Raw genomic sequence first — 17122 nt, 5'->3', positions numbered from 1 at the left:
CGAGGATCGGGAGGAACTGCCTTACCGATCTCGAAGCCGCCCTATCGGGCGAGGCCGCCGAAGAGAGAAGCAACGCCGCGAAAGAACGGAACGTTGGAGTTGCGGGTCTGCCGTGCAGGGGGCTGCGTTCGCGCTCGCCTGCGTTGCGCATCGGCCTGCTGCGACACCGCATTGGCCGCCGGTCTCGCCGGCGCGGCAGCACCCGCGCCCGACGCAGCCGAGGGGCCAGCCGCCGAGGTTTGGGACGCGGTCTCACCGTCCTTTTTCTGCATCCACGGTGGGAGGTACGACTTGCCGCCTCCGTTTTCGGTCTGAGGCGTGCCGTTAGCCGGCGTTTCGTCGGTCGCGGCAAACGCGGTGGCGCTCACCGCCATGGTCAGCGCCACAAGCGACGCGCCCAGAACTTTCACCGTTTTTGCCATACTTGACCTCCTCGAAAGCGCCATGGCCTCCGCGACTGTCGCGGAACCGTATTACAGAGTTGCGACCCTGGCAGAACTCACCCGCAGGAATAACACGCCGGGATGCGATTGAGCTTAAGCTCGCCGCGCCAATCTCTGCGCCGAAAATTGTATCGCGCTTACCACTCGGCCGAGGTCTGACGGGTAATGCGAAATTTTTCTGACAAACGGGCTCAAAACCTGGCGGCTCCCGCCTGCAGCGGGTCCAAAGCGTCATGCTGCAAATGGGGCGCGGCGCCGCGCCTCGGATTTGTCTCGCCGATCAGCTTGTCTGCATCGCATCGATGCCGGTTCAGCGCGGGCTGATCTATAGCCTCGCCTCGCGCAGCCTGAGCGCGTTCGCGATCACGCTCACCGATGACAGCGCCATCGCCGCCGCCGCGATCATCGGCGAAAGCAGGATGCCGAACGCAGGATAGAGCACACCCGCCGCAATCGGTACGCCCGCTGCGTTGTAGACGAAGGCGAAGGCGAGGTTCTGACGGATGTTGGCGAGCGTCGCTTCCGACAGACGCCTTGCGCGCACAAGCCCCATCAGGTCCCCCTTGAGCAGCGTGATTCCAGCGCTTTCCATGGCGACATCCGCGCCGGTCCCCATCGCAATGCCGACATCGGCGGCGGCGAGCGCGGGCGCGTCGTTCACGCCGTCGCCCGCCATGGCGACGACACGACCTTGCGCGCGCAGGCGCTCGACCACCTTCGCCTTGTCTTCGGGAAGCACGTCTGCCTCGACATCTTCGATACCGAGTTTCCGGGCCACCGCGCGCGCCGTCGCGGCGTTGTCGCCGGTCAGCATGACGACGTGGATGCCGTCGGCTTCCAGCGCCGCAAGAGCCGAGGGCGTGCTCGTCCTGATCGGGTCCGCGATAGCAGCCAAGCCAGCGGGCGCGCCATCGATGGCGATGAAAACCGCCGTTGCACCTTCGGCGCGGAAGCGGGCCGCCTCGGCTTCGAGCGCGCCCGGTTCGACGCCCGATTCGCCCAGCATGCGCGCATTGCCGATGGCGACGCGCCTGCCGTCGACGATACCGGCGACACCCTTTCCGGTCGGGGCGTCGAAGCTTGTCGCATCGTCAAGCGCCAGTCCGCGTGCCGTCGCCGCCCTTACGATGGCCTCCCCCAGCGGATGCTGGCTCGCGCGTTCGAGGCTCGCCGCGATGCGCAACACCTCCGCCTCGTCGAAGCCGGGTGCGACGTGAAGGGCGGCGAGCGCGGGCTTGCCTTCCGTCAGCGTGCCGGTCTTGTCCACAACGAGCGTATCGACGCGCTCCATCCGCTCAAGCGCCTCCGCGTTCTTCACGAGCACGCCCGCTTGCGCGCCGCGCCCGACGCCGACCATGATCGACATCGGCGTTGCGAGGCCGAGCGCGCAGGGGCACGCGATGATGAGCACCGAGACGGCCGCGACGAGCGCGAAGGTGAGGCGCGGTTCGGGTCCGACCAGCGCCCAAGCCGCGAATGCAACGGCTGCGGCTGCGAGCACGAGGGGCACGAACCAGCCAGACACCCGGTCGGCGAGGCGCTGGATCGGTGCCCGGCTTCGCTGCGCGGTCGCGACCATGGCGACGATCTGCGAGAGCATCGTCTCGCGGCCGACCTTCTCCGCGCGCATGACGAAGCTGCCGCTCTTGTTGATGGTGCCGCCGATGACCTTCGCGCCGGGCTCCTTCGACACAGGCATCGACTCCCCGGTAACAAGCGACTCGTCCACCGCGCTCGCGCCCACGATCACCTCGCCGTCGACGGGCACGGCCTCGCCGGGGCGAACGCGCAAGCGGTCGCCCTTTGAAACGACGCCGAGCAAAACGTCTTCTTCCGTACCGTCCGCTCGAATGCGGCGCGCCTGCTTCGGCGCAAGGTCCAACAGCGCGCGGATCGCGCCGCCGGTTGCCGCGCGTGCGCGAAGTTCCAGCACCTGCCCCAGCGCAACCAGCACCGTGATCACCGCCGCCGCCTCGAAATATACGGGCACGGCGCCGTCATGCCCCCGGAACGCGGGCGGAAACAGGCTCGGCGCCAGCGTGGCGACGACACTGTAGGCGTAGGCGACGCCCGTGCCGATGGCGATCAGCGTGAACATGTTGAGATGGCCGGTCCGCACCGATTGCCAGCCGCGCGCGAAAAATGGCCATCCGCACCACAACACCACCGGCGTGGCGAGCGCGAATTGCAGCCAGTTGAGGCTTTGCCGGTCGAGCGCGTGCCAGCCGAAAAAGTGCGCGCCCATTTCGGTGACGAACACCGGGAGCGTGAGCGCAAGGCCGATGCTGAAGCGGCGGGTCATGTCGATGAGTTCGGGGTCCGGCCCGGTATCGGCGGCGGGCATCTCGGGTTCGAGTGCCATGCCGCAGATGGGGCACGTGCCGGGGCCGATCTGGCGGATCTCCGCGTGCATCGGGCAGGTATAGACTGCGCCCTCCGGCACCGGCGCCGATGGAGGCACGCTGTCCTTTTCAAGGTATCGGCGCGGGTCGGCCTCGAACTTCACCTTGCAGCCGTCGCAGCAGAAATAATAAGTGCGACCCTCATGAGTTGCGCGATGCTTCGCGCCATGAGGATCGACGGCCATGCCGCAGACGGGATCGATGGCGTGCAAACTCTGCGCCGGATTGCCGCCCTCGCCGTTTTGCCCGCCGCCGCAGCAGGCGCGGTGCTCGTTCGGGGAATTGTGTCCGGTCATGGCAGGCTCTCCTTGCCCGCAATCTATACCCCCGTACGGTATATTTCAACGGCGAGGCGTTCGCGAAGCACGCCTGGATGGCGCAGGGCCGTGCTTCTGCCAGTTGCCGAGACGGTGGGCTTACGCGGTCTCCATCCCGATTTTCGCCCTTTTGCCGCGATCGCGAAGAGCCGCGCAGCCCCTGAAGGCATTATCCGCGCCGCGTTGCCGCTCCCTACGTCATCGCGATCTTTTCGCCTGAATGTCTCCTTCCGTGGACAAGGATGCGCTGGTATCGAGCTTGAGGTCCGGCGCCCACTTCTTCAGCGCTCCGTTCTCGATGAAGACGGTCGCCGTTCGGCCGGACACGAGCTTCTCGCGGTCGGCCACGTTATCGAGCGCGATACGGACCGGCACACGCATCGCGAGCCGCACCCATGAGAAAGTCGGGTTCACGTTCGGAAGAAGCTTCGCGCCGGAACTGCGCTCGCGGTCTTCCACGCCTGCGGCGATGCTTTCGACGCGGCCCATCAATTCCATGCTCTCGCCCATCAGCCGGATGCGCGCCTTGTCGCCGACATGGATGCGTCCGAGCTTCGTTTCCTCGAAATAGCCTTCCACGCGCAGGCTGTCCTCGTCGAGCAGAGCAAAGACGCCCTGACCGGTGGCGACGTAAGCGCCCGGCAAGAGCGACACGTTCACGAGGCGCCCGTTGACCGGTGCGCGCACAGTGGAGCGTTCGAGGTTGAGCTTCGCGACGGCCTTGTCCGCAATCGCCTGATCGTAGGCCGCCTTCGCGGTGAGCTTGGCTTCGAGCGCTGCCTCGACCTTCTGCTTTGAGACGGCGATTTCGGTCATGTTGCGATAGCGGTCGTAGTCGCTCGATGCCTGTTCGAGCGCGGCCTTGCGGCCCTCCAGCACCGCGTCTGCCTGCGCCAGCGCAAGACGGAACCGCTCGGGATCGATGCGGAACAGGACATCGCCGCGCTTCACGCGCTTGTTGTCCGCCGCGAGCACTTCCGTCACGAGGCCGGGCACATCCGGCGCGACGGCAACGACATCGGCGCGCACGCGTCCGTCGCGCGTCCAGGGTGCATCGATGTAGTAATACCAGAGCGAGGCTCCGATCAGCAGCGCCGCGCCCGACATCGCAAGTGTCACCAAAAAGCGCAGGAGAAAGGGAGCGGACGCCTTCGACGGCGAGGTTTTTGCGGGTGTTGTCATGATCCGGGTAACAGGCTCGTTTCGAGCGCGACGACCGCGCCCAGCACAATAAAATAGAGGGAGATGTCAAACAGCGCGCGGTGCCACGCATAGCGGTAGAGGCCAAGACGCTGGCACAGGCTGCGCAAGACGGCGGTGACGGCGTAGGCAATCAGCATCCAGAAGAGCAGCGCCGGCGCGAACACGCCGTAGATGTCGAGTTCGCCGATCATGCCGCCACCGCTCTTTCGTCGGCGAACCGCGCCAAGCGAGGGTCGGGAGCGGTGGGGAAGAGCGCACGTCTCAGTCCCGCAAGGCCAAGCGTTGCATGTTGGGCGGCGCTCGTTTCGGGCTCGCGAACGCAGACGGCAAGCGCGGCGTCGATGGCTTCGATGAGCGCGGCAGACGGTTTGTCGCCGTCGCTTCTGAAGTGGCGCGCGACTTCGGCAAGGGCTTGGTTGATGGCAAGCCGCGCGGGCTTCGAGACCTGCCGCCGCACGCGGCGCAGTTCCACGACGTTGATGCCGATGCGCACCTCCCGGAGCAGCGTGGCCGACAATGCGGACTTGTCGGGCGGCTGCTTGGAAAGCCGTGTCGCCATCAGCGCGACGCGGTCGAGCATGAGGGCTGCGAGTTCCAGACCGCTCTCACTGCCCCGCCCGCTCGCCGCCAGCGCCAGGCTCGCGCGATTTTGCGCGTGGAGCCGCCTTGCCGCCCATCCGGAATCGAGCGACCGGAAGACGGCAATGGATGCCGTCGCGATCCACACCCCCGCGACGAGCGCCAGCCCCGAATTTGCGAAGGCCGCGAAGTCTGCCGAATAGTGATCCTGAATGGCCAGCGCCATGGCGCCGTTGACGGCGGTGCCGAGGCCGATGGCGGCGGTCGCCGGGTTCGTCATGAGAAGGCCGCTCAAGATAAGGCCGGGCGCGAGCGCCAGCGCAATCATCTCAAATGAAATTGCGCGAGGCAGCAACGCGAACTGGTGGAACAGGGCGCCAACCACGCCCAGGATGGCGGCGGTGGCGAAGCCTATCATGGCGGGTACCGGATCGTCCTGAGTCGCGAAGAAACAGCACGCCACGGAAGCCAGCATCGCCGCGGCAGCCCCGTCTTGCCACCCCGTCGCGATCCAGACCGCGCATACCATGACAATGGCGATGAAGGCGCCGAACCCGGAAAAAACCGCCATCATGTGATCGCGATGGCGCACCTCTCGGGCCTTCGCCGTGTATTGAAAGGCGCACGGTGCTGCAAGCGGGCCGCCTGTCTCGATATTCGCGCGAAGGTGGCGGATGTCCTGCTTGAGGTTCACGAGTTCGCGCAGCCGCTCGACCAGCCCTGCAACGAGGAGGTCGCGCCAGAGATCGCCCTCGCGCAGGCTGTGTTCGAACGCATCGAGGCGCGCGAGCAGGATGGCGGCATCCTCCGGGGCTGGGGCGTCGGCCTGAAACCAGTCGGCCACGTCGTCGAGGACAGGCTGGAGAGCGGCAGCCGCTTCCGTTCCGTCGATGGCCTTGAGGCGGTCGGAAACGGAGGTGAGAAGCGGGAGCAACATCAGCATATGCTGGCGCAGCAGCGCGAGCGAGTGCTCCGAGACAGGGGAGCTTGTGGCCTCGTGAGGAAGTTGCGAGGCGAGCGCTTCCAACGCAATCGCATCGGAGGCGAGCCTTAGCCGACCGGCCCGCGTATCCATCACGGCACGCGGCTCGCGGCGCAGCACTTCGCGCGTCCAGGCTCTTGCGGATGTGAGCCACGCACCGAGCTGCGCGGCAAAAACCGGCGCGGCGGATCGTGGCAGCACGAGGCCCGACACAAGCGCCGCGCACAGGATGCCGAGAGTGATTTCCTCGGTCCGTGACACCGCCGCCTCAAAGATGCCCGCCGGGTCATCGACCGCCGGAAAACCGATCAGCGCGACGGTGTAGCCCGCGAGCATGGCGGTGTAGCTCCGCGCCGTGCGGTCGAGCATCGAGATGTAGAGACAGACCGCAACCCAGAGGGCTATGGCAAGCACGGTCAGTTCAGGCGAGTTGACGACATTCGGCAAGATGGCGACCGCTGCCGCAGCGCCAATGGCAGTCCCGAGCGCGCGGTAGATCGCCTTCGATTGCGTCGCGCCGTCGAAGGCCTGGCTCGTGATATAGGCGGTGGCGAGCGCCCAGTAGGGACGACTGAGCCCGGCCCACATCGAGATGTAAAGCGCGAGCAGCCCGGCGGAGAAGACCTTGACCGAAAAGACCCACGCGCGGAAATCGGGAAGGGTCACTCGTCCACTCCCGCCGCTTCGGTCCGGTCACGGGTGAAATCGCGCATCGCGGCGAAGACGCGAAGCGCTGCTTCGATGTCGCGCCGATCGACGTCGCCGAACGCCGCGTCGCGCAATCTTTCAAGTTCCATCTGGATTTCCGCGACGAGATCCTTGCCCGCCCTGGAGAGGCTTACAAGTTTCGCGCGCCGGTCGTCCGGGTTTTCGCGCCGCTCGATCCGGCCCTGCTTTTCGAGTTGATCGAGAAGCCGCACGAGCGTCGGCCCTTCGATGCCGATTTCGCGGGCGAGTTCGATCTGGGTCACCGCGCTGCCGAGGCTGTCGATGACGATGACCACGAGCGCCGTCGCGTGCGAGAGGTCGCGGCTTTTCATGGTTGCGTCGGCGAGCGCTTTCCAGCGGCGAGACGCAAGGATGAGCGAGCGCGTTAACGACGCCCGAAGTTTGCGGACGGACTCGTCCGGCGGCATATCGCTCCCATATTGCTGCATGGCTATTAATTAGTATGCTAATGATATGGATGCAAGCCGATTGTGCTGGCATGACGCGAATATGCGTGGTGCGAGGATGACCAACCGCACAGCCGCACCGTTTTCCACGAACTGGCCACCGGAACCTCCATGATCGGCGCTGCATGACGGTGTGTTCCCGCTGCGGTTGCGGATCGTCGCGCGGCCGATGTCACGACAAAGCCGTCTCGCCGCTTGGCTGAAGCTCTGCGGCAAGCGTTTGGTGGCTGAGCCCGGCCCTTATCTTTTCGGCGACGGCAGTCGGCTGAAGCCCATCGACGGCGAGGGCAAAAGCGAAAGCCTGAACGGGCCGGACGCTTGAGCGAGCCTTTGGGGTCCATCGCAAAAGACGGCCAATGGCGCGAGGTTAGGCCGAAGCGGCCTCACGAAGCGTGCCGCCCTCAAGCCTCACCCATCGGTTCGCGACTTTCGCAAGGAAAGCGCGGTCGTGCGAAACGATGACCATCGCCTGCGGCAGACTGTTCAAGATGTCGACCAGACGGGTTTCCGTCTCGGCATCGAGGGCGGTCGTCAGCTCGTCGAGAAGCAGAATTTCCGGCTCCATCGCGAGCACCGCCGCAAGCGCCACAAGGCGCTTCTGACCGCCCGAAAGCTTGTAGGTGATCCGGTCCTCGAACCCATGAAGTCCGATGCGTGCGATGGTGCGGCGGGTGATCTCGCGGGCCTCGGCGCGAGACTTGCCGAGGTTCAGCGGACCGAAAGCGACATCCTCCGCGACGGTCGGGCAGAAAAGCTGGTCGTCGGCGTCCTGAAACAACAGCCCGGCGCGGCGGCGGACTTCGGCGAAATCGCCCTCGCCGATCCTGATCTTGCCGAACGCCTCCATCGTTCCCGCCGAAGGCTTGACGAGGCCGACCATCACATGAAGCAAGGTCGTCTTGCCCGCGCCGTTCGGCCCCGTTACCGCGACGCGTTCTCCCGCATGAAGAACGAAATCGGCGCCGCGAAGCACGGGGCGTTCCCTGTCGTAGGCAAAGCTCACGCCGGACAGGCGCAAAAGTTCCGGGCTCCCACTAGCGCTCTGGCGCATACATTCGATCCCTTTCGCCGCGCGCGCTCATCCACTCTTGTGGCGCCTCAGCACCAGCAGCCAACCGGTTCTCGTGCAGTTTGGAGTGTCGCATCAAATTATGCTGCCCCCGGCGGGAGTGGAACAATCAAAAATTCAACGCACGAGCGCGAGGCCGACGCAGACGCCGAGAGACACTCCGGCAAAGGCTACATCCCGCCACGAAAGCGCGGCGTTTTCGGTAAGGGCGGGGAACGTGCCGTTGAAGCCCCGGCATCGCATCGCGGCCACGATCCGCTCCGACCGCTCGATGCTGCGCACAAGCAGCATGCCGACGAGATAGCCGACGCTTCGCCACGTATGCAGGTCGCACCGCATGCGAAATCCGCGCGCTTTCATGGCCGTGCGCAGCCGCCGGTATTCAGGCCCGAGAACGTCGATGTAGCGCAGGGTGAAGAGGAACAGGAGAACGAACTTGTTCGGCAGGCGCAGGCGGCTCATCGCCCGGCCGAGGAGCGCGGGCTCCATGGACGACAGCAGCGCAAGGATCATCAGCACCACCGCGTTTGCTTTCAGGAGGATCGTCGCTCCGAGGAGCGCGCCTTCGCGGCTTGCGGGCAGTCCCGCGACCGAGAACCACGGCTCTCCCGGCGTCGAGAAGGGCAGCATCGCCAGCACCACCAGCATGAAACCGTCGAGTGCGGCCATGCGCCGGAGCGCAGTTCCGAGGCTCTGCCGGGCCGCCGCAACGGCGAGCGCCGCGACGCCTAGCGCGAGCGAAAGCGCCGTGAGGCCGTTCAAGCTCACGACGACGAGGCAGAACGAAGCGCAGACGAGCAGACGAATGCCCGGATCGACGGATTGGACGAAATTCCACCGATCGCCGCTCGACCGCGAACCGGTCACAGCGACAGCACCGTCGCAGCCGCACTCGTTCGCCGCGCCTGTCTGCTCACCCACGAGGCTCATTGCGCGCCCCTCGTCAGATCGGGGGCACCGTCTTGTGCCCGCCTTCGACGTTGGGAAAAGCCGAAGGCGAGGCCGCCAAGTCCGAGGATGTACCCAAGGCCGCCGAGCACGTCATGCAACGAGATCTTTTCCTGATACGCATCGATCTGTTCGCGGAGCGGGCGGATCTGGCGGGCGATACTCTGGTCGATGAAAGCCTTGAGATCGGCGTCTTCCCCCCCTCTCGAAATGGCGGGGGCCGCTGCGACCGGTGCGCCAGTCCTCTCGGCCGGGAGTCTGGCGGGGCCATCCCCGCTGGACAAGGCTTGCGGCAACTCGTTGGCCGCAACCGTGTAGCTCGCGACATGGCCATCCCCGCCATCGACGGTGATGACATGATCGACGCGGCGCGTGGCCTCGTAGCGGAAATTTCCCTCGTCGTCGGTCGTCGTCTTGCCGAGAAGCGTTCCGTCCGGGCTCGCCACCGTGACCGACGACTGCCGGGCGCGTCCGCCCGTACCAAAATAGGCGTAGCCCTCTATCACCGCACCGGTGGCTGTGGCGAACACCTTGAGCTTGTGCGCCTCCGCACCGCCCCCGAACATCAGGAGCATAAGGGCCACAAGGGCGGGGATCGAAACTCTCGTCATTCGTGTGATCTCCTACGCCCGAAAGCCGAGCAGCGACGGCTTGACCCTGGACAACAGCCCGATCACCGCCACGCTGAAAGCCGCCTCGATCAGGGCGACCGGCAGGTGCGCCACGACCACGAGCTTTGCAGCCGCGATAAATTCCTTCCCCGACAGGGCGAGAACCGCCGCCACCATCAAAGCGGTGATGAGGACGCCGATGCCCCCCGCCAGTCCGGCGCCCCAGAGGACGCGCTGGCGGTTCGCCCCATCTCCGGCGACCGCTTGAAAGAGGTAGCCGCACAGAACCGCCGGCACGGCCATGTTCATGATGTTTGCGCCAAGTACAACGAGGCCGCCGAAGCCGAAAAGAACGGCCTGCAGCAGCAAGGCGACGGCGATTGCAGGAAAGGCGGCCCATCCAAGCAAAATGCCCGTCAGCCCGTTCAGGATGAGGTGTACGGAAGTCGGGCCGACCGGGAAATGTACGAGCGAGGCGACGAAGAACACCGCCGAGAGGATCGCCACCTCGGGAATGCGCTCCTCATCGAGGCGGCGAAGCGCGTGGGCGCAGCCCGCGAGGCTGACGGCTGCGCCCGCAACCAGAACCGGGGCGGACAGGACGCCATCGGGAATATGAGCCATCGTCGTGCTCCGGTGTCAGCGGGACACACACCGCGCCCCGCCGGGGCAAATCACTTCATGTCGACCGCTTTGACCCAGATCGTGCCGCCGAGTTCGGCGGCGGCGGGCTTGCCGTCCGGCCCTTTGGTCTCGCCGTCGATGAGGGCGTTGAAGCCCCACCACCCGGCTTTCGGAATGGCGTAGGCGAACACGCCGTTGTCGTCGGCCTTGACGACCTGGGTCACGAACGGATCGGAGGGAGCCTTCACGGACCCGTCGTTCGACCATTCGATCTCGACGACAGCGCCCGGCACCGGCTTGCCGTCCTTGCGCACCACGCCCCGGAAGATATTGCCCGTCCACACGCCATAGGGACGGGTCAAGGGCTCGATTTCAACCGGCAAGCCGACGAGCTTGTCCCAGCCCTCGCCCGATCCGAAGTCGACGACAACCTTCGTGTAATGGATCAGGAAGTGCTTCTCGCCCTCGTCCCAATAGGGGGCGGGCTCAAGGTAGAACACATAGTCGCCGGGCTTCTTGATCTGATAGGTGGCTTCAAACGCCTTCTTGCCGGAGACATCGACGGGCTTCAGCGAAGATTTCAGGTCCACCTTCTCGCCGTCCGCGAGAACGCCGAATTGCTGCGGCTGTCCCATATCCATGTTCGGGCCGCCTTCCATCGGATGCGTGAAGATGGCCTGAAGCTTGACCTTGCGATCGCCCTCGTCCGCAACGATGTCGGTGGACGGCAGCAGCTCCTGAAAATGCGCATGCGCGGCGGCTGAAAACATGAGAAGCGCGGCGACCGAGTTTGCGGCGAGGCTTGCAGGAAAGCGCATGAACTCCCCTCTGGGTATGAGTTATGAAGATTTTATCATTTTTCATACTCGGTATCGGGTGTCAACGCGACGTTGGGGTAATCCGAGCGACTGAACAGCCGCGCAGCAGAACCCGATCTGGTTTATCCTGCCTGGAAGGCCGCGACAGGAAGGATGCCCCATGGAACGAGTGACGATCTCCCTGGACGAGGATCTGCTCGGACAGTTCGACAACTATCTGGAAAAAAAAGGCTATTCCAGCCGCTCGGAAGCGATCCGGGATCTCCTTCGCGACCGGCTGGAGCAGGAGAAGCTGACAGAGGACAAGGCGAAAGACGCCGTTGCCTGCCTCTCCTATGTGTACAACCACGAACAGCGCGAATTATCGCGGCGGCTGGCCCGGACGCAACATGCCCATCATCACCTCGTGCTTTCGACGCTCCACGTCCATCTCGATTATGAGAATTGCCTCGAAGTCGCCTTGCTCAAGGGAAACACCCACGAAGTCCGCAGACTTGCTGAAGCCACCATCGCGGAAACCGGCGTGCGTCACGGCAATCTGCATCTGATACCCGACGAGACGCCCCCCCATCATCACGTCGACGGACGAGCGCATGTTCATGCACCCTCGGAAGGCTGACGAACCCTGCGATTTCGCCGCGAGGGCGAGGGGGTGCCCTTGAGTTATCCTCTGCACGAGATTTCGGATGAAATCGCGTTCGGGAATCAAGGGGAGGTGATAGGGTTTCGACAAGATCCGAAGCGCCACAACGCGCTCAAATATGGGACGATGCTCAGGAGACCATCCAACCGGACAAAACCCGACATGACAAAGAAACGTCCCGAAACCGTCGCGGCCAGCGCGCTTGGCCGGGAAGACGAAGCCACGGGGGCACTCATTCCCCCGCTCTATCCGACGACCACCTATATCCGCGATCCCGACAATCTCTATCGGCGCGGACGCGTCTACTCCCGCGCACAGAACGCCACGTTCGACACGGCGGCAGAGACGCTGACCGCGCTGGAAGGCGGCGCCGAAACGGCGCTGTTCGGCTCGGGCATGGCGGCGGCGAACGCCGTGTTTCTGGCGCTTACGCCCGGCGATCATGTCGTCGTTCCGCGCGTGATGTACTGGGCGCTGCGGGCATGGCTCGAAGGCTTTGCGTCACGCTGGGGGCTTGTGGTGGACTTCGTCGATGCGGGCGACATCGACGCGCTGAAAGCCGCAATCGCTCCGGGCCGCACGAAGCTCGTCTGGCTCGAAACGCCGGCGAATCCGCTGTGGACCGTGTACGACATCGCGGCGGCAGCCGAGATCGCACATGCGGCGGGCGCGCGCCTCGCAGTCGACTCCACCGTCGCCACGCCGGTTCTCACGCGGCCGCTCTCGCTCGGCGCCGACATCGTGATGCACTCCGCCACCAAGTATCTCAACGGCCATTCGGATGCGGTCATCGGCACGGTTACGACTGCGCGGCAGGATGAGTTCTGGGCGAACATCAAGACGGTTCAAAGTCAGAACGGCGGCGTGCCCGGCACATTGGAGGCGTGGCTTCTTCAGCGCGGCATGCGTACGCTGTTCGCGCGCGTTCGCTGGCAATGCGCTTCGGCGCAGGCGCTGGCGGAACGCCTTTCCGCCCATCCAGCGGTTGCTGAAGTACTTTATCCCGGTCTGCCGGGCTTCAAAGGCCACCAGCTCGCCAGCCGCCAGATGCAGGGCGGCTTTGGCGGAATGCTCTCCATCCGGGTGCGTGGGGGCGAGCGGGCCGCTATCGCCACGGCTGCACGCGTATCCATCTGGAAGCGTGCAACCTCGCTTGGCGGCGTCGAAAGCCTGATCGAGCATCGCGCCAGCATCGAAGGGCCGCGCTCGCCCGTCCCCGAAGATCTTTTGCGCCTTTCGGTGGGCCTCGAAGCGGTCGACGATCTTTACGAAGACCTTTCGGAAGCGCTCGGGCAGGCGCGCGCGGAATAGCCAGGGCGGCGGTGGCGGCGCTTACGCCGCCGTCGTCCTGACGGTAAGACCGAGGTCGGCAGGCTTCGCTAGTGTCTGATAAACGACGCAATAGCGCTCGGTCAGCTTCACGAGCTGGTCGATGCGTTCCTGCGGCTCCGACGTTTCCAGATCGAAGGCGAGCCGGATGGCGCGAAAGCCCACGGGCGCGTCCTTCGCAACGCCGAGCGTACCGCGAAAATCGAGGTCGCCTTCCGCCGACACGACGCCGCCCCTGAGCTCGAAGCCGATGGCTGTCGCAACCGCCTTCAGCGTCACGCCCGCGCAGGCCACGAGCGCATCGAGCAGCATGTTGCCCGAGCAGGCGAAAGCGCCCGTTCCGCCGGTCGCGGGATGCAATCCCGCCTCGACGAGCGCCTTGCCGGTGTCGACGCGGCAGACGACGCTGTCGGCGTCGAGGTCGCCGCGGGCCTTCAGCGTGATGGTGGCAGCCTCGGGCTCGGTCTTGTAACGCTCCTTCAGCGGCGCCTGAAGGGCGCGGAGGTCGTCGGCGTTCATGCGTTTCCTCTTTTTGTTCTGGCGGCTTCGGTTCTGGCGAGTTCGGCCTTGCGGCGTGCGACGATGTCTTCGACGGTGGAGGCATCGGCGAGCGTCGAGGTGTCGCCGAAATCCGAAAAATCGTTGTTGGCAATCTTCAGGAGAATGCGGCGGAGAATTTTGCCCGCGCGGTTTTTCGGCAGCGCCGGCGCCCACTGGATAACGTCCGGCGAAGCGATCGGGCTGATGCGCGCGCGCACCCATTGCGTGATCTCGTGCCGTAATGCGTCCGTTTCGGGCACCTCCGCCTTGAGCGTGACATAGGCAAAGACCCCCTGCCCCTTCACGTCGTGATTGTAGCCGACGACCGCGGATTCCGCGACAGCCGGGTGAGAGGCAATGGCGCTTTCGAGTTCAACGGTGCCGAGCCGATGACCCGATACGTTGATCACATCGTCCACACGTCCGGCGATGCGGTAATAGCCGTCCTCGTCTCTGGTGACGCCGTCGCCGGAAAAGAACCGCCCCGGAAACGGCGCGAAGTAGGTTTTCAGGAACCGCTCGTGATCGTGCAGGATGGTGCGCGCCTGCCCGGGCCACGAGCCACGGAAGCACATGTTTCCATCCGCCGGGCCTTCGAGCGTAACGCCTTCGGGGCTGACGACCTCGGGACGAATGCCGAAATAGGGTTTTGCCGCCATGCCCGGCTTGTTCGGGATCGCGCCGGGAATCGGCACGAGCGTCACCGCGCCCGTTTCGGTCTGCCAGTAATTGTCGACGATGGGGCAGCGGCCCCCGCCGATCACGGAATGAAACCAGCGCCACGCATCCGGATTGATCGGCTCGCCGACCGAGCCCAGCACGCGAAGGCTCGACAGATCGTGCTTTCTCACCGGGGCCTCGCCTTCACGCATGAGCGAGCGAAGCGCCGTCGGCGCGGTATAGAAGATATTGACGCGGTGCTTTTCGATGATCGACCACCAGCGCGAAGGATCGGGGTAGCTCGGCACGCCCTCGAACATCACCGTTGTCGCCCCGTTGAGCAACGGCCCGTAAAGCTTGTAGCTGTGCGCCGTGACCCAGCCGACATCGGCGGTCGACCAGAACACATCCCCTTCATGCCAGTCGAAGATGATGCGCCACGACGTGCCCGCATGCACGAGATAGCCGGCGGTCGTGTGAACGAGCCCCTTCGGCTTGCCGGTCGAGCCGGATGTATAGAGAATGAAAAGCGGGTCTTCCGCGCCCACCTCGACCGGCTCGCACCACGGCTCGGCCGCCTCCGTTGCCTCGTCGTACCAGAGATCGCGGCCCGGCGTGAACGGAACGTCGGCGCCCGAGCGGCGCACCACGATCACGTGTTCGATGCTCGGCTGATCTCGCACTGCGTCGTCGGCGTTGCGCTTCAGCGGCGACACGCGCCCGCCCCGAAACCCTTCGTCGGCTGTGATGAGAACCTTCGCTTTCGAATCGGCGATCCGGTTTTCGAGCGACTCCGCCGAGAAACCCGAAAACACGACCGTATGAACCGCACCGATGCGGATGGTGGCCATCATCGCCACCATGACTTCCGGTATGACGGGCAGATAGACTGCAACGACGTCGCCCTTGCCAACGCCGAGGCTTTTCAGCACGTTCGCGAGCCGGTTTACCTTGTCCGCGAGTTGGCCCCACGTGACGACGCGGCTTTCGCCCGGTTTATCGCTTTCCCAAAGAACGGCGGGCTTGTTCGCCTTCGCCGGAAGATGGCGGTCGATGCAGTTGACGGAACCATTGAGCGTGCCATCGGCGAACCAGCGAATGCGGAAATCGCTCAAATCGAAACTGGTATCCGACACCTCCGTAAACGGCTTGATCCAGTCGAGGAACGCGGCCTCTTCGCGCCAGAACCCGTCCGGATCCTCGATGGACCAGCGATAAAGGCGTTCATAGGCGGCCGAATCGACATGCGCGCGGGCGGCAAAGTCCGGCGGCACCGGGTAAACTTCGGAATGAGCCATGTGCATTTCTGATTTGGAATTGGCGACGCGGCGCAACGAGCGGCCACCCGGGCCCGCTCGGGGCAAGCCCAGAATCCGATGATTTATAGAGAGACGACACGAATGGTCCAGTCATTTTTGAGTAGATCGCTAGACGTACTTAGATACCTTTTCACTTTGGACGCCAGTTCTCCGGTTCCCGCGCTTTCGGCACCGAAGTCCTCATGACGATCCCGCGGGCCGTTGCTCATGCCTGGGATGGCCAATGAAGGGCTGTCTTTCGCATCGCATCGGATTATGAGGGGAAGCTTTTGCCTCCACGGAGGCGGAATTTGATTTCGGTGGAGAAAATCTTTGCGTTGACATCGTCGTCATCGTCTATAAAAGATATCATCATAAACTTTGAGAGGATGACCGTGGATAGCAGGATCAGACGGTGGGTGCGCATTGCATCTTGTGTAGCAGCAGTGTCGATGATGGTCGGGGTGAGCGCTCCTGTGGCGCGCGCCGATGTTCTGCCTTCAATTAATCTGCAGCTGACGCAATGGACCGTGATTGCGCGGGAAAAGGGTTTCTTCAAAGAAGAGTTCGACAAGATCGGGACGACGAAGATCAACCTCATTGCGGGCGGTGCCGCCGATCTTCTCGGCGCTGAAGCCGCCGCGGTCGGTGGCGGCGCTATCGCCATCGCGCAGCGCATGATCTATCCGGCGACCATTCACCGCGCCAACGGCCTCGACGGCGTCATCATCTGGGCATCCGAGCCCTCGAACCGCTATCGCGCGCCGATCCTGGCACGGGCCGATAACGACGCGATCAAGACCGTCAAGGATCTCGACGGCAAGAAATTCGGTTCCAGCCGCATCAGTTGCTACTGGTCGTCTCCTTTCGAGCAGTTGACCCAGGCGGGCCTGCCGTTCGATTCACGCCTGAAGCAGGGGCGCGTGCGTTACGAATCCATCGACAACTCGGCCGTTGCGATTTCCGCCGTTCTTTCCGGCGCGACCGACGCCACGACCGCGCATCTTGCCGCCAGCGCCTTCACCGGCCCGTGGCTTTCCGGCAAATTCAAGGTCGTGAGCCGCTCCCCTGATGACGGCATCTACGTGAATCACGCCGGCCGCGTCACCTACTTCGCGCGGCGCGACTTCGTGAACAAATACCCCGAGGTGGTGAAAGCGTTTCTGATCGCGCGCGAACGCACCCGCGAATGGGCGCTCGACCATGTCGAGGAAGCCACTGAAATCGTGGCCCGCGAAACACGCGTTCCGGCTGAGGTCGCCCGCTTCCAGATTACGCACCCCGGCGAGTGGGAATTCATGGCAGGTGAGCCGCGCGCGGACAAGGCTCGCCTCGCCATCAAGACCTTCCAGGAATGGTATGTGGCCAACGGCGACGACATCCTGAACGAGCGCAGGCTGACCGATGAGCAGGTCGACACCTTCATCGACGGGCGGTTCTTCGTCGGCGGCGAATACTCCATCTACAACTAGTTAATTTCG

At 64.4% G+C, this 17122-nt stretch carries 17 protein-coding genes; 4 read left to right on the top strand and 13 right to left on the bottom strand.

Annotated elements, in window-relative coordinates:
• Positions 1–41: 41 nt before the first annotated feature.
• The 6 genes from EK416_RS01430 to EK416_RS01405 all read right to left on the bottom strand — a co-directional run bounded on the left by EK416_RS01430 (position 42) and on the right by EK416_RS01405 (position 7062).
• Positions 42–422, bottom strand: coding sequence for a hypothetical protein (locus tag EK416_RS01430; RefSeq protein WP_127075584.1), 381 nt, complete (start codon positions 420–422; stop codon positions 42–44).
• A 346-nt stretch (positions 423–768) separates the two neighbouring features.
• Entirely contained in the window at positions 769–3141 is a 2373-nt protein-coding gene (locus EK416_RS01425; protein WP_127075582.1) for a heavy metal translocating P-type ATPase, read from the bottom strand.
• Positions 3142–3360: 219 nt separating this feature from the next.
• Positions 3361–4344 (bottom strand): efflux RND transporter periplasmic adaptor subunit, encoded by a 984-nt coding sequence (locus EK416_RS01420; RefSeq protein WP_245433902.1) that lies wholly within the window; start codon positions 4342–4344, stop codon positions 3361–3363.
• Positions 4341–4556, bottom strand: a complete 216-nt coding sequence (locus tag EK416_RS01415; protein WP_127075580.1) for a DUF1656 domain-containing protein — start codon at positions 4554–4556, stop codon at positions 4341–4343. Before EK416_RS01415 ends, EK416_RS01420 begins: the two co-directional genes overlap by 4 nt.
• The gene (locus tag EK416_RS01410; protein WP_127075578.1) at positions 4553–6592 is read right to left on the bottom strand and encodes an FUSC family protein; all 2040 of its coding nucleotides are present in this window, start codon (positions 6590–6592) and stop codon (positions 4553–4555) included. The genes EK416_RS01415 and EK416_RS01410 overlap by 4 nt, the downstream gene beginning before the upstream one ends.
• Positions 6589–7062: a MarR family winged helix-turn-helix transcriptional regulator gene (locus EK416_RS01405; protein ID WP_164729806.1), complete on the bottom strand. Its 474-nt coding sequence runs from the start codon at positions 7060–7062 to the stop codon at positions 6589–6591. Before EK416_RS01405 ends, EK416_RS01410 begins: the two co-directional genes overlap by 4 nt.
• A gap of 208 nt (positions 7063–7270) precedes the next feature.
• Between EK416_RS01405 and EK416_RS17630 the strand changes: the two genes are divergently transcribed.
• A complete protein-coding gene (locus EK416_RS17630; RefSeq protein WP_164729805.1) occupies positions 7271–7423 on the top strand; it encodes a hypothetical protein in 153 nt (50 codons plus the stop codon).
• 45 nt (positions 7424–7468) lie between these two features.
• On the opposite strand, the gene EK416_RS01400 is transcribed toward EK416_RS17630, so the two are convergent.
• The 5 genes from EK416_RS01400 to EK416_RS01380 form a co-directional block, all read right to left on the bottom strand.
• Complete coding sequence (locus tag EK416_RS01400) at positions 7469–8152, bottom strand: energy-coupling factor ABC transporter ATP-binding protein (protein WP_127075574.1); 684 nt, start codon at positions 8150–8152, stop codon at positions 7469–7471.
• Positions 8153–8287: 135 nt separating this feature from the next.
• On the bottom strand, positions 8288–9100 hold the full coding sequence (cbiQ, locus tag EK416_RS01395) for a cobalt ECF transporter T component CbiQ (RefSeq protein ID WP_127075572.1): 813 nt from the start codon (positions 9098–9100) through the stop codon (positions 8288–8290).
• A complete protein-coding gene (locus EK416_RS01390; RefSeq protein WP_127075570.1) occupies positions 9097–9729 on the bottom strand; it encodes a carboxypeptidase regulatory-like domain-containing protein in 633 nt (210 codons plus the stop codon). Before EK416_RS01390 ends, cbiQ begins: the two co-directional genes overlap by 4 nt.
• Before the next feature lie 12 nt (positions 9730–9741).
• Positions 9742–10353 (bottom strand): cobalt transporter CbiM, encoded by a 612-nt coding sequence (cbiM, locus tag EK416_RS01385; protein WP_127075568.1) that lies wholly within the window; start codon positions 10351–10353, stop codon positions 9742–9744.
• A gap of 50 nt (positions 10354–10403) precedes the next feature.
• A complete protein-coding gene (locus tag EK416_RS01380) occupies positions 10404–11171 on the bottom strand; it encodes a DUF4198 domain-containing protein (protein ID WP_127075566.1) in 768 nt (255 codons plus the stop codon).
• Positions 11172–11331: 160 nt separating this feature from the next.
• On the opposite strand from EK416_RS01380, the gene nikR reads away from it, so the two are divergent.
• Both nikR and EK416_RS01370 read left to right on the top strand, forming a co-directional pair.
• Positions 11332–11790, top strand: coding sequence for a nickel-responsive transcriptional regulator NikR (nikR, locus tag EK416_RS01375; RefSeq protein ID WP_127075564.1), 459 nt, complete (start codon positions 11332–11334; stop codon positions 11788–11790).
• A 186-nt stretch (positions 11791–11976) separates the two neighbouring features.
• On the top strand, positions 11977–13125 hold the full coding sequence (locus EK416_RS01370) for a trans-sulfuration enzyme family protein (RefSeq protein ID WP_127075562.1): 1149 nt from the start codon (positions 11977–11979) through the stop codon (positions 13123–13125).
• 21 nt (positions 13126–13146) lie between these two features.
• Here the strand turns inward: EK416_RS01370 and EK416_RS01365 are convergent, their stop codons facing one another.
• Both EK416_RS01365 and acs read right to left on the bottom strand, forming a co-directional pair.
• Positions 13147–13662, bottom strand: a complete 516-nt coding sequence (locus EK416_RS01365) for an OsmC family protein (protein ID WP_127075560.1) — start codon at positions 13660–13662, stop codon at positions 13147–13149.
• Entirely contained in the window at positions 13659–15641 is a 1983-nt protein-coding gene (gene acs / locus EK416_RS01360; RefSeq protein WP_164729804.1) for an acetate--CoA ligase, read from the bottom strand. The genes EK416_RS01365 and acs overlap by 4 nt, the downstream gene beginning before the upstream one ends.
• Positions 15642–16096: 455 nt before the next feature.
• Here acs and EK416_RS01355 point away from each other — a divergent pair, with 455 nt between their 5' ends.
• Positions 16097–17113 (top strand): ABC transporter substrate-binding protein, encoded by a 1017-nt coding sequence (locus EK416_RS01355; protein ID WP_245433933.1) that lies wholly within the window; start codon positions 16097–16099, stop codon positions 17111–17113.
• The last annotated feature ends 9 nt before the right edge of the window (positions 17114–17122 follow it).

The organism is Rhodomicrobium lacus, assembly GCF_003992725.1.
In the GTDB taxonomy this organism is placed as follows: Bacteria; Pseudomonadota; Alphaproteobacteria; order Rhizobiales; family Rhodomicrobiaceae; genus Rhodomicrobium; species Rhodomicrobium lacus.
The sequence above is the reverse complement of the archived record's forward strand: the minus strand, read 5'-3'. Positions and strand labels throughout refer to the sequence as shown.

Excerpts from the sequence above, each read along its gene's own strand:
- EK416_RS01415 (WP_127075580.1), bottom strand. The coding sequence starts at position 4,556 with ATGATCGGCGAACTCGACATCTACGGCGTGTTCGCGCCGGCGCTGCTC.
- EK416_RS01355 (WP_245433933.1), top strand. The coding sequence starts at position 16,097 with ATGGTCGGGGTGAGCGCTCCTGTGGCGCGCGCCGATGTTCTGCCTTCA.
- cbiM (WP_127075568.1), bottom strand. The coding sequence starts at position 10,353 with ATGGCTCATATTCCCGATGGCGTCCTGTCCGCCCCGGTTCTGGTTGCG.
- acs (WP_164729804.1), bottom strand. The coding sequence starts at position 15,641 with ATGGCTCATTCCGAAGTTTACCCGGTGCCGCCGGACTTTGCCGCCCGC.
- EK416_RS01380 (WP_127075566.1), bottom strand. The coding sequence starts at position 11,171 with ATGCGCTTTCCTGCAAGCCTCGCCGCAAACTCGGTCGCCGCGCTTCTC.
- EK416_RS01430 (WP_127075584.1), bottom strand. The coding sequence starts at position 422 with ATGGCAAAAACGGTGAAAGTTCTGGGCGCGTCGCTTGTGGCGCTGACC.
- EK416_RS01370 (WP_127075562.1), top strand. The coding sequence starts at position 11,977 with ATGACAAAGAAACGTCCCGAAACCGTCGCGGCCAGCGCGCTTGGCCGG.
- EK416_RS01405 (WP_164729806.1), bottom strand. The coding sequence starts at position 7,062 with ATGCCGCCGGACGAGTCCGTCCGCAAACTTCGGGCGTCGTTAACGCGC.
- cbiQ (WP_127075572.1), bottom strand. The coding sequence starts at position 9,100 with ATGAGCCTCGTGGGTGAGCAGACAGGCGCGGCGAACGAGTGCGGCTGC.
- EK416_RS01365 (WP_127075560.1), bottom strand. The coding sequence starts at position 13,662 with ATGAACGCCGACGACCTCCGCGCCCTTCAGGCGCCGCTGAAGGAGCGT.
- EK416_RS17630 (WP_164729805.1), top strand. The coding sequence starts at position 7,271 with ATGTCACGACAAAGCCGTCTCGCCGCTTGGCTGAAGCTCTGCGGCAAG.
- EK416_RS01400 (WP_127075574.1), bottom strand. The coding sequence starts at position 8,152 with ATGCGCCAGAGCGCTAGTGGGAGCCCGGAACTTTTGCGCCTGTCCGGC.
- EK416_RS01390 (WP_127075570.1), bottom strand. The coding sequence starts at position 9,729 with ATGACGAGAGTTTCGATCCCCGCCCTTGTGGCCCTTATGCTCCTGATG.
- nikR (WP_127075564.1), top strand. The coding sequence starts at position 11,332 with ATGGAACGAGTGACGATCTCCCTGGACGAGGATCTGCTCGGACAGTTC.
- EK416_RS01425 (WP_127075582.1), bottom strand. The coding sequence starts at position 3,141 with ATGACCGGACACAATTCCCCGAACGAGCACCGCGCCTGCTGCGGCGGC.
- EK416_RS01420 (WP_245433902.1), bottom strand. The coding sequence starts at position 4,344 with ATGACAACACCCGCAAAAACCTCGCCGTCGAAGGCGTCCGCTCCCTTT.